This window comes from Shinella kummerowiae, assembly GCF_009827055.1.
Taxonomy (GTDB): Bacteria; Pseudomonadota; Alphaproteobacteria; order Rhizobiales; family Rhizobiaceae; genus Shinella; species Shinella kummerowiae.
In genome coordinates this window covers 149069-165107 of the sequence record NZ_WUMK01000006.1, presented here as the reverse complement: position 1 = coordinate 165107, position 16039 = coordinate 149069, and the positions used below count along the sequence as shown (strand labels likewise).

General features: G+C 63.1%; 17 protein-coding genes. 14 read left to right on the top strand and 3 right to left on the bottom strand.

Annotated features, from left to right (window positions below; translation table 11 throughout):
* Positions 1 to 70: 70 nt before the first annotated feature.
* Entirely contained in the window at positions 71 to 1084 is a 1014-nt protein-coding gene (gene hemB, locus GR138_RS16905; RefSeq protein WP_160860424.1) for a porphobilinogen synthase, read from the bottom strand.
* Between the two features lie 176 nt (positions 1085 to 1260).
* Between hemB and GR138_RS16900 the strand changes: the two genes are divergently transcribed.
* From GR138_RS16900 to GR138_RS16865, 8 genes are all read left to right on the top strand, one after another.
* Complete coding sequence (locus tag GR138_RS16900) at positions 1261 to 1698, top strand: DUF6163 family protein (RefSeq protein ID WP_160860423.1); 438 nt, start codon at positions 1261 to 1263, stop codon at positions 1696 to 1698.
* A 130-nt stretch (positions 1699 to 1828) separates the two neighbouring features.
* A complete protein-coding gene (ldtR, locus tag GR138_RS16895) occupies positions 1829 to 2341 on the top strand; it encodes a transcriptional regulator LdtR (RefSeq protein ID WP_069059192.1) in 513 nt (170 codons plus the stop codon).
* A 290-nt stretch (positions 2342 to 2631) separates the two neighbouring features.
* Positions 2632 to 3954 (top strand): L,D-transpeptidase family protein, encoded by a 1323-nt coding sequence (locus GR138_RS16890; protein WP_160860422.1) that lies wholly within the window; start codon positions 2632 to 2634, stop codon positions 3952 to 3954.
* A 192-nt stretch (positions 3955 to 4146) separates the two neighbouring features.
* Positions 4147 to 5445 (top strand): serine hydroxymethyltransferase, encoded by a 1299-nt coding sequence (glyA, locus tag GR138_RS16885; RefSeq protein WP_160860421.1) that lies wholly within the window; start codon positions 4147 to 4149, stop codon positions 5443 to 5445.
* A gap of 67 nt (positions 5446 to 5512) precedes the next feature.
* Entirely contained in the window at positions 5513 to 5992 is a 480-nt protein-coding gene (gene nrdR, locus GR138_RS16880) for a transcriptional regulator NrdR (protein ID WP_160860420.1), read from the top strand.
* Complete coding sequence (gene ribD, locus GR138_RS16875; protein WP_160860419.1) at positions 5993 to 7090, top strand: bifunctional diaminohydroxyphosphoribosylaminopyrimidine deaminase/5-amino-6-(5-phosphoribosylamino)uracil reductase RibD; 1098 nt, start codon at positions 5993 to 5995, stop codon at positions 7088 to 7090.
* Positions 7090 to 7707, top strand: a complete 618-nt coding sequence (locus tag GR138_RS16870) for a riboflavin synthase (RefSeq protein WP_160860418.1) — start codon at positions 7090 to 7092, stop codon at positions 7705 to 7707. The genes ribD and GR138_RS16870 overlap by 1 nt, the downstream gene beginning before the upstream one ends.
* 133 nt (positions 7708 to 7840) lie before the next feature.
* Positions 7841 to 8977: a GGDEF domain-containing protein gene (locus GR138_RS16865; protein ID WP_160860417.1), complete on the top strand. Its 1137-nt coding sequence runs from the start codon at positions 7841 to 7843 to the stop codon at positions 8975 to 8977.
* A gap of 6 nt (positions 8978 to 8983) precedes the next feature.
* Here the strand turns inward: GR138_RS16865 and GR138_RS16860 are convergent, their stop codons facing one another.
* Complete coding sequence (locus GR138_RS16860) at positions 8984 to 9487, bottom strand: cupin domain-containing protein (RefSeq protein ID WP_160860416.1); 504 nt, start codon at positions 9485 to 9487, stop codon at positions 8984 to 8986.
* A 199-nt stretch (positions 9488 to 9686) separates the two neighbouring features.
* Here GR138_RS16860 and ribH point away from each other — a divergent pair, with 199 nt between their 5' ends.
* The 4 genes from ribH to GR138_RS16840 all read left to right on the top strand — a co-directional run bounded on the left by ribH (position 9687) and on the right by GR138_RS16840 (position 14195).
* The gene (gene ribH, locus GR138_RS16855; RefSeq protein ID WP_160860415.1) at positions 9687 to 10148 is read left to right on the top strand and encodes a 6,7-dimethyl-8-ribityllumazine synthase; all 462 of its coding nucleotides are present in this window, start codon (positions 9687 to 9689) and stop codon (positions 10146 to 10148) included.
* On the top strand, positions 10145 to 10627 hold the full coding sequence (gene nusB / locus GR138_RS16850; protein ID WP_160860414.1) for a transcription antitermination factor NusB: 483 nt from the start codon (positions 10145 to 10147) through the stop codon (positions 10625 to 10627). The genes ribH and nusB overlap by 4 nt, the downstream gene beginning before the upstream one ends.
* A gap of 14 nt (positions 10628 to 10641) precedes the next feature.
* Entirely contained in the window at positions 10642 to 11868 is a 1227-nt protein-coding gene (locus GR138_RS16845; RefSeq protein ID WP_160860413.1) for an MFS transporter, read from the top strand.
* Positions 11869 to 12059: 191 nt separating this feature from the next.
* Entirely contained in the window at positions 12060 to 14195 is a 2136-nt protein-coding gene (locus GR138_RS16840; RefSeq protein WP_160860412.1) for a sodium-translocating pyrophosphatase, read from the top strand.
* Between the two features lie 72 nt (positions 14196 to 14267).
* Here the strand turns inward: GR138_RS16840 and GR138_RS16835 are convergent, their stop codons facing one another.
* Positions 14268 to 14771 carry an outer membrane protein assembly factor BamE gene (locus GR138_RS16835; RefSeq protein ID WP_160860411.1) on the bottom strand — a complete coding sequence of 168 codons (504 nt, stop codon included), beginning with the start codon at positions 14769 to 14771 and terminating at the stop codon, positions 14268 to 14270.
* A 126-nt stretch (positions 14772 to 14897) separates the two neighbouring features.
* Between GR138_RS16835 and GR138_RS16830 the strand changes: the two genes are divergently transcribed.
* Both GR138_RS16830 and GR138_RS16825 read left to right on the top strand, forming a co-directional pair.
* On the top strand, positions 14898 to 15452 hold the full coding sequence (locus GR138_RS16830) for a ubiquinol-cytochrome C chaperone family protein (RefSeq protein ID WP_160860708.1): 555 nt from the start codon (positions 14898 to 14900) through the stop codon (positions 15450 to 15452).
* A gap of 19 nt (positions 15453 to 15471) precedes the next feature.
* Complete coding sequence (locus tag GR138_RS16825) at positions 15472 to 16026, top strand: YceD family protein (protein WP_160860410.1); 555 nt, start codon at positions 15472 to 15474, stop codon at positions 16024 to 16026.
* The last annotated feature ends 13 nt before the right edge of the window (positions 16027 to 16039 follow it).

Genomic DNA, 16039 nt, shown 5'->3' with positions numbered 1-16039 from the left:
AACATGCCTCTGATATGGGGATGCTTCGGTGGAAAACAACGGCTGCGGCGTTGCGGCCGATACTGTCCGTTCAGGCCTTTTTCGCCAGATGCCGTGCGACATCCATCGCAAAATACGTCAGAACCCCATCACAGCCCGCCCGTTTGAAGGCGAGCAGGGTTTCGAGCATGACGCGCTCGCCATCGATCCAGCCGTTCATCGCGGCGGCCTTGATCTGGCTGTATTCGCCCGAGACCTGATAGGCGAAGACCGGCAGGCTGAAGGCCTCTTTCATGCGCCAGCAGATGTCGAGATAGGGCAGGCCGGGCTTGACCATCAGCATGTCCGCGCCTTCCTCGACGTCGAGTGCGGCGTCACGCATCGCCTCGGTGCCGTTGGCGGGATCGATGTAATAGGTCTTCTTGTCGCCCTTCAGCAGGCCGCCGGTGCCGATCGCATCGCGATAGGGGCCGTAGAAGGCGGAGGCGAACTTCGTCGCATAGGACATGATGCCGACATTCTGGTGCCCGGCCTCGTCGAGGGCGCGACGGATCGCACCGACGCGGCCGTCCATCATTTCCGAGGGCGAGATGATGTCGGAGCCGGCATCGGCCTGGATGACGGCCGCCCTGGCGACCAGTTCGACCGTCTCGTCATTGACGATGACATCGCCGCGCAGCACGCCGTCATGGCCGTGGCTGGTGAAGGGATCGAGCGCGACATCGGTGATCACGCCTATGTTCGGCACGGCCTTCTTGATGGCGCGCGTGGCTTCATTGATGAGGTTGTCGGCGGCAAGACAGTGGGAGCCGGTCTCGTCGCGCAGCGACATCTCGATATTCGGGAAGGTGGCAAGTGCGGGAATGCCGAGGTCGGCGGCCTCTTTCGCCGCTTCGACCAGCTTGTCCACGCTCATGCGGTTGACGCCCGGCATGGCAGCGACCGGATCGACCACGTTCGTGCCCGGCACGACGAAGACCGGCCAGATGAGATCGTCGGCCGTCAGGCGGTTTTCCTGCACGAGGCGACGCGTCCAGTCGGCCTTCCGGTTGCGCCGCATGCGGCGGCTGCCGGTGATGTCGTCGACAATGGTTCTGCCGGTCATGTTGCCTTTTCCTCTGCACGATCCGATTGACGCCTCCTTATCATGCCGGGTCCGGCAATCAAATCGCCAGGGGAGGCGAGGCCTGCGGCATATGTGCAAAAGCATATGTTCCCGTTCGGCAGCTAAATGCACGGGCGGGCTTTATGCCGGTCGGCCTTGCCCTTAGTGTCCGGGCCATGGTTGCTGATTCTGCCAAGGGCCCCAGACCGAGCCTGACCGAAACGCTGTTCATGCTGTTCCTGCGCCTGGTGGCGGTGGGCTCGCTGTGGTTCGCGCTGCAATACTGGGCGATGCTGACGGGCTTCTCTTTCAACGGGCAGGGGCGGTTCGATCTGTTGCCGCCGGCGTGGAAGGCAGCCTATACGGCGCTTGCCGTGCTTTTCCCCGTGGCCGCCGTCGGCCTCTGGCTTCTCGTCTCCTGGGGGCCGGTGATCTGGCTGCTGGCGGCAGCGACCGAGGTCGCCATGCATGAGGTCTATCCGTCGATTTTCGGCATCGACCGGCTGCTTGTTTTTGCACATGGCGCGGTGGCCATCGTCTTCGTTCTTTTCCAGGCGGCGCTCTTCCTTCAGCGGCGCCGGCAGGCCCGCACGGTAAGACCTGATTCACCCTGAGACAGGTTCGCCTTCCGGTAAGGCGCTGTTAAGCCTGCGGTTTAAGTAGAATTTTAGATGCATTCGTTAGGTTCTCACTCAAGGCGGGAAAACAAACCACACCGCCAAACAAAACAGTGAGGCAGTAACCATGAACACCAAGATGAAGCCGCAGCAGGCCCCCGTCGTCGACCCGCAGGAAGACGCGATCCGCAACCTCTATCTGGAATCCCTCCACCTCGTCGAGCGTCTGCACCGTCGTCTGCTCGACGTCATCAAGGACGAGTTCGACCGCGCCGGTCGCTCCGACGTCAACGCCGTCCAGGCGCTGCTCCTTTTCAACATCGGCAATTCCGAACTCACCGCCGGCGAACTTCGCTCGCGCGGCTACTATCTCGGCTCGAACGTCTCCTACAACGTCAAGAAGCTGGTCGACCTCGGTTTCATCAACCACCAGCGCTCGCGCATCGACCGTCGTTCGGTCCGCATCAGCCTGACGGAAAGCGGCCAGGAAATCGCGGAAACCGTCGCCAAGCTCTATGAGCGCCATACCGGCTCGATCCAGAAGGTCGGCGGCATCGGCGAGGGCGAGTTCAACCAGATGAACAAGCTGCTCCAGCGCCTCGATCGCTTCTGGAACGACTCGATCCTTTACCGCCTGTAATTCCAGGCCCGTTTCTCGACCTCCGCCCTTAAAAGCCGGCCGCGTTCCCTGCGCGTCCGGCTTTTCGATTCGTCTCCCGCCGCTCCGCGTGGACTGTGCGAAAAGCCCCGAGACACGAATTGGCCATATTGCTGTGACACCCGAGCATGGGGCTTAAGGTATGCGCGGCAGGCAGGTCCGGTTTGCGTTTGTTAACCCTGTTCGTGATAGCTGCATCGGGTATGGACCTTTGGTCGATGTGCCGCGTGCACCTCGTCGCCCTTTGCGGCGCTCAGGAGATGGTAGGATAAATGTCTCGCAAAACCGGATTTGATGTGTTCTCGCGCCGCGCCTTCCTGCGCTCCGCCGCAACCTTCGGTGCCGCCGCCGTGGCCGGCCCCGCGCTCGCCCAGACAGCGCTCGACGAAATCCTCAATGCGCCGCGCCGCGGCAACTGGGACGACCAGTTCGACGCCGAGGCCTCGCGTACCGCCACTGCCGTCGTCTCCAACAACCCGATTTTCGGTTCCGGCAGCTCCGGTTATCTCCAGCAGGCGATCGCCGACTACCAGAACATCGTCTCCAACGGCGGCTGGCCGATGGTCAATACGCAGCAGAAGCTTGAAATGGGCGTCGCCGACCCTGCCGTCCAGCAGCTGCGCCAGCGCCTGATCATTTCCGGCGACCTGCCGCGCTCCGCCGGCACCAATGGCGCCTTCGATTCCTACGTGGATGGCGCCGTCAAGCGCTTCCAGGCGCGTCACGGCCTGCCGGCCGACGGTGCCGTCGGCGAATATACGCAGAAGGCCCTCAACGTGACCGCCGTCGTTCGCCTCGGCCAGCTCCAGACGAATCTCGTGCGCCTTCAGGCCATGTCCGGCGACCTTGGCCGCCGCTATGTCGTGGTCAATATCCCGGCCGCCTATATCGAGGCTGTCGAGAACGGCCGCGTCGCCTCGCGCCACACCGCCATCGTCGGCAAGATCGACCGCCAGTCGCCGGTGCTGAACTCCAAGATCTACGAAGTGATCCTGAACCCTTACTGGACCGCGCCGCGCTCGATCATCCAGAAGGACATCATGCCGCTGATGCGCAAGGATCCGACCTATCTTTCGCGCAACTCCATCCGCCTGTTCGACGGTTCGGGCGGCGAAGTGTCGCCGGAAACGGTCGACTGGAATGCCGAAAAGGCACCGAACCTGATGTTCCGCCAGGATCCGGGCAAGATCAACGCGATGTCATCGACGAAGATCAACTTCCACAACGAGCATCAGGTCTACATGCACGACACGCCGCAGCAGGGCCTGTTCAACAAGCTGATGCGTTTCGAATCGTCGGGCTGCGTGCGCGTGCAGAACGTGCGCGACCTCTCGGTCTGGCTGCTCAAGGAAACCCCGGGCTGGTCGCGTTCGCAGATGGAAGCGACGATCAAGGGCGGCGTCAACACGCCGATCAAGCTTGCCGAGGAAGTGCCGGTCTTCTTCACCTACGTCACCGCCTGGTCGGCCAAGGACCGCGTCGTGCAGTTCCGCGACGATATCTACCAGAAGGACGGCGCAACCGAGCTTGCCCTCCAGACCGGCTACAACCAGGAAGGCGGCCAGGCCGTCGACAGCGACCTTCTGCCGCAATAAGGCAAATCGTCTGATTTTTTCAAAGGCCTCGCGTTCCACGGGAATGCGGGGCCTTTGTCGTTTCGGCTTTTTGCCGCTTGTCGTTTTTATCGCATAAGGCGCGTGGAAATGGCGCAAACCGTGGAGCGGATATTGCCCTTGCCATGCGAGGACGATAAACACCGTGCCACCCACCCTTAAGGAGCCTCGAGGATGAGCCAGTCTTCCGCCACCGACGTTTTCTTCACGCGTTCCCTTGCCGATACCGACCCGGACATTTTCGGCTCGATCCAGAAGGAACTCGGTCGCCAGCGCCACGAGATCGAACTGATCGCCTCGGAAAACATCGTTTCGCGCGCCGTGCTCGAAGCCCAGGGCTCGATCATGACGAACAAGTATGCCGAAGGTTATCCGGGCAAGCGCTATTATGGCGGCTGCCAGTTCGTCGACATTGCCGAAGAGCTTGCCATCGAGCGTGCGAAAAAGCTGTTCGGCGTCGACTTCGCCAACGTCCAGCCGAACTCCGGTTCGCAGATGAACCAGGCCGTCTTCCTCGCGCTGCTGCAGCCGGGCGACACCTTCATGGGCCTCGACCTCAATTCGGGTGGCCACCTGACGCACGGTTCGCCGGTCAACATGTCCGGCAAATGGTTCAACGTCGTGTCCTACGGCGTGCGTGAAGGCGACCACCTTCTCGACATGGACGACGTTGCCGAAAAGGCGCGCAAGAACAAGCCCAAGCTCATCATCGCCGGCGGCACCGCCTATTCCCGTATCTGGGACTGGAAGCGTTTCCGCGAGATCGCCGATGAAGTCGGCGCCTACCTGATGGTCGACATGGCCCACATCGCCGGCCTCGTCGCCGGTGGCCAGCATCCGTCGCCGTTCCCGCACTGCCATGTTGCGACGACCACGACGCACAAGTCGCTGCGCGGCCCGCGTGGTGGCGTCGTTCTGACGAACGACGAGGATATCGCCAAGAAGATCAACTCGGCCGTCTTCCCGGGCCTGCAGGGCGGTCCGCTGATGCACATCATCGCCGCCAAGGCCGTGGCCTTCGGCGAGGCGCTGCAGCCGGAATTCAAGGAATACGCCGCGCAGATCGTCAAGAACGCCAAGACGCTGGCCGAAACGCTGAAGGCCGGCGGTCTCGACATCGTTTCCGGCGGCACCGACAACCACCTGATGCTGGTCGACCTTCGCAAGAAGAACGCCACCGGCAAGCGGGCGGAAGCAGCGCTTGGTCGCGCCTATGTCACCTGCAACAAGAACGGCATCCCGTTCGACCCTGAAAAGCCGTTCGTCACCTCCGGTGTCCGCCTCGGCACGCCGGCCGGCACGACCCGCGGCTTCAAGGAAGCCGAGTTCAAGGAAATCGGCAACCTGATCGTCGAAGTTCTCGACGGCCTGAAGGTCGCCAATTCCGACGAGGGCAATGCGGGCGTTGAAGCTGCCGTTCGGGAAAAGGTCGTCGCTCTGACGAACCGCTTTCCGATGTACTCCTACATGTAAGGCAGCAGTTCCAAGAAAAGTGTCGCGCGGTTTTCCGTCCGGAACTGCGTAGAAACAAGGAGAGTTCATGCGCTGCCCCTATTGCGGCTCGGAAGATACGCAGGTGAAGGATTCCCGTCCCGCAGAGGACGGGGCCGCCATTCGCCGCCGGCGCATCTGCCCGGATTGCGGCGGTCGGTTCACGACCTTCGAACGGGTGCAGCTGCGCGAGCTGATGGTTGCCAAGAAGACGGGCCGCAAGGCCCCCTTCGACCGCAACAAGCTCGTGAAATCCTTCGAGATCGCGCTTCGCAAGCGGCCCGTCGACCGGGACCGCATCGAACGCGCGGTCTCGGGCATCGTCCGGCGCCTGGAAAGCTCCGGCGAGACCGAAATCTCGTCCGAGGAAATCGGCCTCCAGGTGCTGGAAGCCCTGAAAGCGCTCGATGACGTGGGCTTCGTGCGCTACGCCTCGGTTTATCGCGACTTCTCCCATGTCGACGATTTCGAGAAGATCCTCTCGGAAGTCGCCGCCAAGATTGCCCGCGATCCGGGCGCGGACGGCTAGATGTCCGGCCTGGCCGAAGATGAACGCTTCATGGCAGCGGCAATCCGCCTCTGCCGCCGCAATCTCGGGCTGACCTCCACCAATCCCTCCGTCGCCTGCCTCATCGTCAAGGACGGCGTGATCCTCGGCTCCGCCGTGACAGCACCGGGCGGCCGACCGCATGCGGAAACGCAGGCGCTTGCCGAAGCCGGTGAGGCTGCGCGCGGTGCAACAGCCTATGTCACGCTCGAACCCTGCTCCCATCACGGCAAGACGCCGCCCTGCGCCGATGCGCTGATCGCTTCGGGCGTCGCGCGCGTCGTCGTCTCGGTCACCGACCCGGATGAGCGGGTGGCGGGCAGGGGGCTTTCGATGCTGCGCGATGCCGGTATTTCTGTCGAGACCGGCGTGCTGGAGGCCGAAGGCCGTGCGGCACTTGCCGCCTACTTGAATCGCCAGACGAGGAAGCAGCCCTATGTGACTCTGAAACTTGCCGTTTCGGCCGATGGCATGCTCGGACGGCTGGGGGCAGGGCAGGTGGCCATCACCGGGCCGGTATCGCGCGGACAAGTCCATATCCTGCGCGCCGAGACGGATGCCATCCTGATCGGCATCGGCACGGCGCTTGCCGACGACCCGGAACTGACCTGCCGTCTGCCCGGGCTGGAAGCGCGCTCGCCCGTCCGTATCGTGCTCGATCCGCGCCTGGAACTGCCGCCCGCCTCGAAGCTTGCCAGCACCGCCCGCGTCGTGCCGGTCATTGTCGTGACGTCGAAGGAGAGCCTGGACGATCCGGCGCTTGATGGCCGTCATGCAGCGCTGGAGGCGCTCGGCGTCGAGGTGCTGATCTGCGATCCGCGCCGGCTCGATGCGCTGCTGCCGGCGCTTGCGACGCGCGGCATTTCCTCGCTGCTCGTCGAAGGCGGCGCGCGGGCGGCGCGATCCTTTCTCGATGCCGGTCTCGTCGACCGCATCCTGCTGTCTAGCGGCGCTGGCACCATTGGCAAAGACGGGGTTGCATCCCCATGTGTGTCCGGGCGGATGCCGGACGGGTTTTCGCTCCGCCACACGGCCCGCTATGGTGCGGATGTTTTGCACGATTACGAAAGAGACGAGTGATGTTTACCGGCATTGTCACGGATATCGGAACGGTCGAAAAGGTCGAGCCCATGAACGAAGGCGTCCGCCTTCGCGTGCGCACCAACTATGACCCGGCCACCATCGACATGGGCGCGTCGATTGCCCATTCCGGCACCTGCCTCACCGTCACCGCCTTGCCGGAAGAGGGGGCGAATGCCCGCTGGTTCGAGGTGGAAGCCTGGGAAGAGGCGCTGCGGCTGACGACGATCGCCGGCTGGAAGGCCGGCACGAAGATCAATCTGGAGCGTTCGCTCAAGATCGGTGACGAACTGGGCGGCCACATCGTCTCCGGTCATGTCGACGGCAAGGCGGAAATCCTCTCCGTCGAGGCAGAGGGCGATGCGACCCGTTACCGCATCCGCGCGCCGGAAGGTCTGGAGCGCTTCGTGGCGCCAAAGGGCTCGGTCGCGCTGGACGGCACCTCGCTCACCGTCAATGCGGTCGACGGCGCCGTCTTCGACGTGCTTTTGATCCGTCACACCCTGGAAGTGACCACCTGGGGCGAGCGCAAGGCCGGCGACTTCGTCAACTTCGAGGTCGACACGATGGCGCGCTATGCAGCCCGGCTTGCCGAGTTTCCCACAGCCAAGGCGTGACGTCGGCGTGACAGATACGGGCGTTGTCATGAAGAGGGACGGTCGTCGATAAAAACCCAACGGTTGCGGTAACGATATCGATACCTCTGCCTCCCTAGGGTGCGCGCATCGGATCGCTGGAGACCGTTGCCGCATGGCGCCTCACTACCACACTCTTTTGTTGGCGATCGGCCTTGCAGGCTTCTGCCTGTCGGCGACGCTCTTTGCGTCGTGGATGTCGGCGCGCGTCGAGCGTTTTCTTCTGTCCTGGTCGATCGGAATCGGCTTCATCGTGCCGGCCGTCATCGTCTACAGCGTCTATGTCGAGCATCCGATCGTCGCCGTTGCGTGCCTCGCTTTCGTCCTGCAGTTCCTTGGATTCGCCTTCATCTACGGTGCCGCCTACCGGTTCCGCTCCGGCAAGAGCGGGCGCCAGCGTATTGCCGCGGTGTTTCTGGCATGCTCTGCCATTGCATTGCCGCCGCTGGCTTCAGGTTACGACGGTGTCGGTTTTATCGCGCTCAATCTGCTGTTGGCGGGATGCCTCGTTGCGACGGCGCGCGAATATTGGCAGGGCCGCGCGGAGGCGCCGCTGCCGCTGACCGGCATCGTCATGCTCTACCTGCTGACGGCTGTTTCATTCCTGCTTTGCGCAGGCGTGCTGATCCATGACGGGCAGTGGGTGATGGGACACGCGCCGGAGAACTGGGCGGAAAATCTCAACCTGATTGCCGCGATCATGGGCATTACCGGCATCGGCGCTATGTCGCTCGCCCTCAACCAGTGGCGCGTGGCCGGCAACCACCAGCGCGCCGCCATGACCGATGCGCTGACGGGCCTGCTGAACCGCCGCGCCCTCTTCGACACCTATGGCGATGAACCGGTCAAGCCACACACCGCGGCCATCGCCTTCGACCTCGACAGTTTCAAGTCGGTCAACGACCGCCACGGGCATGCGGCGGGCGACGCGGTGCTGAAGGTTTTCGCCGAGGTTCTGCGGGACGTCTGTGGCACGGCCGCCTGCGCCGCCCGTCTCGGTGGCGAGGAGTTCATCGTCGTGCTCGACCGCACCATGCCGGAACGCGCCCAGCGCATCGCCGAACGCGTCCGCATGGATTTCGCAGCAAAGCTCATTCCCATCGGCGGCCGCTCGATCACCTGCACCGTCAGCGCCGGCATCGCCATGGGTGGTGAGGATTGCGCGAGCTTCGATTCCCTGCTGAGCAATGCCGACAAGGCGCTCTATATTTCCAAGCGCAACGGCCGGAACCGCGTTTCGCTGGCGGCGTGACCGGCTCTACGCGCCGGGTTCGCCCTCCCAGTAGTCGATGTCCTCACCCATGCGGCCCATGGTGCTGAACGCCGTCCTGCCCCCCGTCGCGATCCTCGTCTTGGCAAGGAATTTGCCGGAATCGGGATATCCGCAAATCTCAGTGGCCGCCATCGAGGAGATCGAGAGATATTTGAGCGGGACCGTGCCGGTGTTGATGATCTGATGCGCGGTTTCCGTGCCGCCGGCGGGTGCACCAAGGACGTCGCCGGGGCCGACGAGATGCCGCTCCGTGCCGAAGCGATAGGTCCCGTGACCCTCGAGGATGATGAAAAGCTCGTCTTCGACGTGGTGGTTGTGGAAAGGGCAGCCCGATTTGCCCGGCGGCACCTCGCCATAACCGATGCCGAGGTCCTTGAGGCCGAGAAGGGCGCCGAAGGATGTGTCGCGGGATTCATAGAGCGTGCCCTGGCTCCAGTGTTCGAGTTTCAGTCGGGCAATGTTGACGATTGGGGATTGCTGTTCGCTCATTGCAATTTCCTCGTGCCGGGGTTGACATATCGTTCTCATTTTGTTCCGATATGTCAATCCCGTTTCATGCGGCGGGCCTCTGCCGGGGGCTGAAATCGCAATGCGGGGCGGAAAATGCTTGCCAAGCACCGTCGGGCGTGGTTTGACCGCCGCCTCTGCCCGCAGATGCGTGGCTTGCTTCCAATTTTTCAGGTGATTTATGGCCGACACCGATAATCCCCATCTCCTCATCGTCGAAGCCCGCTTCTACGATGACATGGCCGATGCGATGCTCGACGGCGCCAAACATGCGCTCGACGCCGCCGGCGCCACCTACGATATCGTGACCGTCATGGGCGCGCTAGAAATCCCCGCAGCCGTCGCCATGGCGCTCGATGGTGCGGAAAACGGCGGCACCTGGTATGACGGCTTCGTCGCACTCGGCATGGTCATCCGTGGCGAGACCTATCATTTCGACATCGTCGCCAACGAATCCAGCCGCGCGCTGATGGACCTCGCCGTCAGCGAGAGCCTGCCGATCGGCAACGGCATCCTGACCGTCGAGAACGACGCGCAGGCCTGGGCGCGTGCGCGCCGTTCGGAGGGTGACAAGGGCGGTTTTGCCGCCCGCGCGGCACTCACCATGATCGACCTGAAGAAGAAACTGGGCGGCGAACAGTGACGACGGACAAAGACCAGCAACCGGTCAAGCCGGCCAACCAGCGCGGCGCGGCGCGCCTTGCCGCCGTGCAGGCGCTCTATCAGATGGATGTCGGCGGCGCTGGTGTGCTCGAGGTCGTGGCGGAATACGAGGCGCACCGCCTCGGCCAGGAACTCGACGGGGACACCTATCTCAAGGCGGACGCCTCGTGGTTCCGCTCGATCGTCTCGGGTGTCGTGCGCGATCAGCGCCTGCTCGACCCGATGATCGGCGCGGCGCTTCAGGACGACTGGGCGCTGTCGCGGGTCGACTCCACCGTGCGCGCCATCCTGCGAGCCGGCACGTTCGAACTGAAAGAACGCAAGGACGTGCCGATCGCCGTGATCGTCACGGAATATGTCGAGATCGCCAAGGCGTTCTTCGAAGACGAGGAACCGAAGCTGGTGAACGCGGTACTCGACCGCATCGCCAAGCAGGTCCGGACGGATGTCCGCAAGTAGATTGGTGGAATGGCATGAGCACGGGTACGGTCGAAGGTCTTGAACGGGAACTTTCGGCCGCGCGCCGCAACGTGTTCCTGCTGACATTTGCACAGGCATTGCTCGCCTCGGCCGGCCCCATTGCCTTTTCGATCGGCGGCCTTGCCGGCTACAATCTGCTCGGCGAGGACAAATCCCTCGCCACCGCCCCGCTGACCGGCTTCAATATCGGTGTCGCGCTCGGGGCTGTCCTCGTCGCTATCGCTGCGCGTCTGCTCGGCCGGACCCATGGCTTCATCGTCGGCGCGCTGCTGGGGGCCTCCGGTGGGCTCATCGCCGCCATCGCGCTTTTCCGCGGCGATTTTTGGCTCTTTGCGTTCGGCTTTGTGTTCATCGGCATTTCGGGCGGTTTTGCGCAAAAAATCCGCTTTGCCGCCGCCGATGCGTCGCCGTCGTTCTACAAGCCGCGCGCCATTTCCTGGATTCTGGCCGGCGGTGTGATTTCGGCGGTACTCGGCCCACAGGTCGTCATCTTCACCAAGGACCTGTTCGAGCCGGTGCTGTTTGCCGGCGCCTTCGTGGCGCTGCTGCCGCTTTGCCTTGCCGCCATTCCGCTCTTCCTGTTCCTGCGCCTGCCCGACCACAAGGCCGCCGCCACCGCAAGCGGCCAGGTTGCGCGGCCGCTGAAGGAAATCGTGCTGACCCAGCGTTTCCTGACGGGCATGTTCTGCGGCATTTCCTCCTACGCGCTGATGACCTTCATGATGACGGGCGCACCGCTCGCCATGGTCATCGGCTGCGGCTTCTCGCCGGAACTCGCCACCCTCGGCATTCAGTGGCATGTGCTTGCCATGTTCGCGCCGAGCTTCTTCACCGGCATCCTGATCCAGCGTTTCGGTACGGAAAAGGTGGTGGCTGCGGGCCTCGTCATTCTCATGGCCTGCGCGGGCGTTGCCCATGCCGGCATCGAGTTGTGGAACTTCTGGGGTGCGCTGATCCTGCTCGGCCTTGGATGGAACCTCGGCTTCATCGGAGCCACCGCGATCGTCGCCTCCAGCTACCGGCCGCACGAGGCCGACAAGGTGCAGGGTTTTCACGATATCGTGCTCTTCGGCGCGGTGGCGCTCGCCTCCTTCTCCTCCGGCAAGGTGTTCAACGCCTATGGCTGGCAGGCGATCAACCTGATGTTCTGGCCGATCACCGGGGTGAGCCTCATCCTCGTTCTTCTTCTTATTTTGCGCGCCCGCCGCGCCACGGCCTGAGCCGCCACCGGTCGACGCCGAAAAATCCAGCGCTCAGCACAGCTTGCCGCAGTGCGGCGGCTTGACGCAGCCGATTCGCAAACGCACTCTGGCCCCGCGCCGGCCCCCGCCTTGTGAGGAGGCAAACGGGAGCGGGCGCGTATTCGGCTGCGGGGAGAGGACCCTGTGGTCTTCAAGGAGGACAGAGCGAAATGACCATATTGCTTGGCGTTATCGCATGCGGGTTGCTCTCGGTGGTTTATGCCATCTGGGCGACGAGGTCGGTGCTTGCCGCCGATCAGGGGAATGCCCGCATGCAGGAAATTGCAGGTTATATCCGGGAAGGGGCGCAGGCCTATCTCACCCGGCAATACAAGACCATTGCCATTGTCGGGGGCGTCGTCTTCATCGGCACCTGGCTTCTGCTTTCCGCAACGGCTGCCGTCGGTTTCCTGATCGGCGCCGTGCTTTCGGGTGCCGCCGGCTTCATCGGCATGCACGTCTCCGTCCGCGCCAATGTGCGCACCGCGCAGGCCTCGTCCGTCAGCCTGTCCTCCGGCCTCGACATCGCCTTCAAGTCGGGCGCGATCACCGGCATGCTGGTGGCCGGTCTCGCTCTGTTGGGTGTTTCGATTTACTACTGGTATCTCACCGGCGTTCTCGGTCTGGATCCGGCCGCGCGTGAGGTCATTGATTCGCTCGTCGCGCTCGGCTTCGGCGCTTCACTGATTTCCATCTTCGCCCGTCTCGGCGGCGGTATCTTTACCAAGGGTGCGGATGTCGGCGGGGACCTCGTCGGCAAGGTCGAAGCCGGCATTCCGGAAGACGACCCGCGCAACCCCGCAACCATCGCCGACAATGTCGGCGACAATGTCGGCGACTGCGCCGGCATGGCCGCCGACCTGTTCGAGACCTATGCGGTGACCGTCGTCGCCACCATGGTCCTTGCGGCGATCTTCTTTGCCGGCACGCCGGTTCTTGCAAGCGCGATGATCTATCCGCTGGCCATCTGCGGTGCCTGCATCATCACCTCGATCATCGGTACCTTCTTCGTGAAGCTCGGCTCGAACGCCTCGATCATGGGCGCCCTCTACCGCGGCCTCATTGTCACGGGCGCATTGTCGATCGTCGGCCTCGGGGCCGCGACGTCGCTCACCATCGGCTGGGGTGTCGTCGGCACCGTGGCAGGCAAGGAGATCACGGGCACGAACCTGTTCATCTGCGGCCTGCTCGGCCTCGTCGTCACCGCGCTCATCGTGGTGATCACCGAGTATTACACCGGCACCAACAAGCGCCCGGTGAACTCGATCGCCCAAGCCTCCGTCACCGGCCACGGCACCAACGTCATCCAGGGCCTTGCCGTTTCGCTGGAATCGACCGCGCTGCCGGCCATCGTCATCGTCGGTGGCATCATCGCGACCTACCAGCTTGCCGGCCTGTTCGGCACCGGCATCGCCGTCACCGGCATGCTCGGCATTGCCGGCATGATCGTCGCGCTCGACGCCTTCGGTCCGGTTACCGACAATGCCGGCGGCATCGCCGAAATGTCGCACCTGCCGCCGGAAGTGCGCAAATCGACCGACGCGCTCGATGCCGTCGGCAACACGACCAAGGCGGTCACCAAGGGCTATGCGATCGGTTCGGCCGGCCTCGGCGCGCTGGTGCTGTTTGCTGCCTATTCGAACGACCTCGCCTACTTCGCGGCAAACGGGGACAAATATCCCTATTTCGCGGATATGGGGCCGGTCTCCTTCGACCTGTCCAATCCCTATGTCGTCGCCGGTCTCATCTTCGGCGGCCTCATCCCGTATCTGTTCGGCGGCATCGCCATGACGGCCGTCGGCCGCGCGGCAGGGGCCATCGTGGAAGAGGTGCGCAGGCAGTTCCGCGACAAGCCCGGTATCATGGCGGGCACGGAGCGGCCGGATTACGGCCGTGCGGTTGACCTCCTCACCAAGGCGGCGATCCGCGAAATGATCGTTCCGTCGCTGCTGCCGGTCCTGGCACCGCTCGTCGTCTATTTCGGCGTGCTGCTGATTTCCGGTTCGAAGGCCTCGGCCTTCGCGGCGCTCGGCGCATCGCTGCTCGGCGTCATCGTCAACGGCCTCTTCGTGGCGATTTCCATGACTTCCGGCGGCGGTGCGTGGGACAATGCCAAGAAGAGCTTTGAAGACGGCTTCGTCGACAAGGACGGCCAGCGTCACATGAAGGGATCGGACGCCCACAAGGCATCCGTCACCGGCGATACCGTCGGCGATCCCTACAAGGACACGGCAGGCCCGGCGGTGAACCCGGCCATCAAGATCACCAACATCGTGGCACTCTTGTTGCTCGCCATCCTTGCCTGATCGGAAGGCTGGCCAAAAAGAAACCGCGGGGAGCGATCCCCGCGGTTTTTTATGCAGCAATATTGATGCGGCCTACTGTGGTGTGTTGCCAAAAACGTTCTGCAGCGCCGATGCGGGGTTGGCGCCACCGCCGCGCAGCAGCTGCCCGAGGAAGGTGAGTTCCCGGCCACCGGTCGGCGTGACACGGCTGATCATGTCGAAGACCCGGCCGTCCTTCAGCGTGTAGTGCGCGAGACGCTCGACCACACCTTCCTTGTCGAAATAGACGGCCAGCACGCTCTGGTCGATAATCTTCGGCTTCAGGAAGGCTGCAGCGCGCTTGCGCGTCTGCGAAACGTAATAGAAGACTTCGTTGTCGAAGGTCGCGGTCGCAGACGGCGAGCCGAGGGAAAGCAGAACCTGCTCGCGCGACGAACCGACCGGAGCCAGCGCCAGCGTTTCCTGGTCGACGACATAACCCTGATGCAGAACCTCGCTCGGTCCTTGGCAGGCGGTCAGAACGGTCGCGGAGAGGGTGACGGCAATGGCGGCGCTACGCAACAGTTTCATGTTCAGAGCATCTCTCTTCAACGACATCCCCAGGACTGTGATGGCCGCGAAGCCATTGCAATTCATGCCTGCTTCGGTAAACCAGCTTCGACCGTCATGCAACATGACTTGCGACGGCACCATGGTTTGAATCGGGCAAAACTAGGCTTTATGATGATTTTCGGCCTGTTCGGCAAAAAAAACGGCAACCGGCGTATCGTCGAAAAGCAGTATGCGACGCTGACGAAAGCGGCGCGGCATCCCTATCTCTATGAAGTGCTTGATGTTCCGGACACGGTGATGGGTCGCTTCGAGATGCTCTCGGCGATCTTGATCCTGTACTTCCGGCGCACCCGCAAAAGCGGCACGTCGGGCCAGGAGATTGCACAAGAGATCGTCGATGCCTTCTTCGAGGATGTCGATCATTCGATTCGCGAGCTTGGCGTGGGTGACGTCGGCGTGCCGAAGCGCATGAAGAAATTTGCCGGCATGTTCTACGGCCGGCTCGAATCCTATGCCGTGGCGCTCGATTCCAATGATCGCGAAGCCTTGGCGGCAGCACTTCGACGCAATATCTATCCGGAAGGGGGCGAGGCTGCCCCCACCATGGACGGGCTTGCCGGCTATCTCTTTGCGGCCGAGGCGGCGATGACTGCCGTCGGCGAAGACAATATCGGGATCGGCGCGCTCACAATAGCGGAACCCGGTCGCGACGGACGCACTGCCTAAGGGCAGGGAAGGCAGGACGATGAAAAACGATGACGACATTCCGTTCTCCTATGCGGTCAAGGTGGGGCGCATTTCGGCCAATCCGGTCGAGGTGACGATCAGCGCCGACGCGGAGGAAAGGGCTGGGCTGGCAAAACTCTGGTCGGTGCTGGAGGTGAAGGCGCTCTCCGCGACGTTTACGTTGCAGCGCTGGAAGCGCGATGGTGTGCGCCTCAAGGGCCAAGTCACGGCGGATGTCGTGCAGGCTTGCGTCGTCACGCTCGACCCGGTCCCGGCCCATATCGACGAGGCGGTCGAGATCGTCTTCGTGCCGGAGGGCTCCAAACTCGCCCGGCCTGCGATTTCGACGGAGAGCGGCGAAATGCTGCTTGATCCCGAAGGTCCCGATGCGCCGGAAATCTTCACCGGCGATACGATCGATGCGGGCGTGGTCGCCGCCGAACATGTGGCGCTCGCGCTCGATCCCTATCCGCGCCGGGCCGATGTCGCCTTTTCGGGCCATATCGAAAGCACGGACGAGGACGACAAAAAACCGTCGCCTTTTGCCGTTCTGAAGGACTGGAAAAAAGACTGAACCGGTTCGTAAG

Coding starts and splice junctions, on each gene's coding strand:
- GR138_RS16870 (WP_160860418.1), top strand. CDS start 7,090: ATGTTTACCGGCATTGTCACGGATATCGGAACGGTCGAAAAGGTCGAG.
- glyA (WP_160860421.1), top strand. CDS start 4,147: ATGAGCCAGTCTTCCGCCACCGACGTTTTCTTCACGCGTTCCCTTGCC.
- GR138_RS16845 (WP_160860413.1), top strand. CDS start 10,642: ATGAGCACGGGTACGGTCGAAGGTCTTGAACGGGAACTTTCGGCCGCG.
- GR138_RS16840 (WP_160860412.1), top strand. CDS start 12,060: ATGACCATATTGCTTGGCGTTATCGCATGCGGGTTGCTCTCGGTGGTT.
- GR138_RS16860 (WP_160860416.1), bottom strand. CDS start 9,487: ATGAGCGAACAGCAATCCCCAATCGTCAACATTGCCCGACTGAAACTC.
- ldtR (WP_069059192.1), top strand. CDS start 1,829: ATGAACACCAAGATGAAGCCGCAGCAGGCCCCCGTCGTCGACCCGCAG.
- GR138_RS16835 (WP_160860411.1), bottom strand. CDS start 14,771: ATGTCGTTGAAGAGAGATGCTCTGAACATGAAACTGTTGCGTAGCGCC.
- nrdR (WP_160860420.1), top strand. CDS start 5,513: ATGCGCTGCCCCTATTGCGGCTCGGAAGATACGCAGGTGAAGGATTCC.
- GR138_RS16830 (WP_160860708.1), top strand. CDS start 14,898: ATGATTTTCGGCCTGTTCGGCAAAAAAAACGGCAACCGGCGTATCGTC.
- GR138_RS16890 (WP_160860422.1), top strand. CDS start 2,632: ATGTCTCGCAAAACCGGATTTGATGTGTTCTCGCGCCGCGCCTTCCTG.
- GR138_RS16900 (WP_160860423.1), top strand. CDS start 1,261: ATGGTTGCTGATTCTGCCAAGGGCCCCAGACCGAGCCTGACCGAAACG.
- ribH (WP_160860415.1), top strand. CDS start 9,687: ATGGCCGACACCGATAATCCCCATCTCCTCATCGTCGAAGCCCGCTTC.
- hemB (WP_160860424.1), bottom strand. CDS start 1,084: ATGACCGGCAGAACCATTGTCGACGACATCACCGGCAGCCGCCGCATG.
- GR138_RS16865 (WP_160860417.1), top strand. CDS start 7,841: ATGGCGCCTCACTACCACACTCTTTTGTTGGCGATCGGCCTTGCAGGC.
- ribD (WP_160860419.1), top strand. CDS start 5,993: ATGTCCGGCCTGGCCGAAGATGAACGCTTCATGGCAGCGGCAATCCGC.
- GR138_RS16825 (WP_160860410.1), top strand. CDS start 15,472: ATGAAAAACGATGACGACATTCCGTTCTCCTATGCGGTCAAGGTGGGG.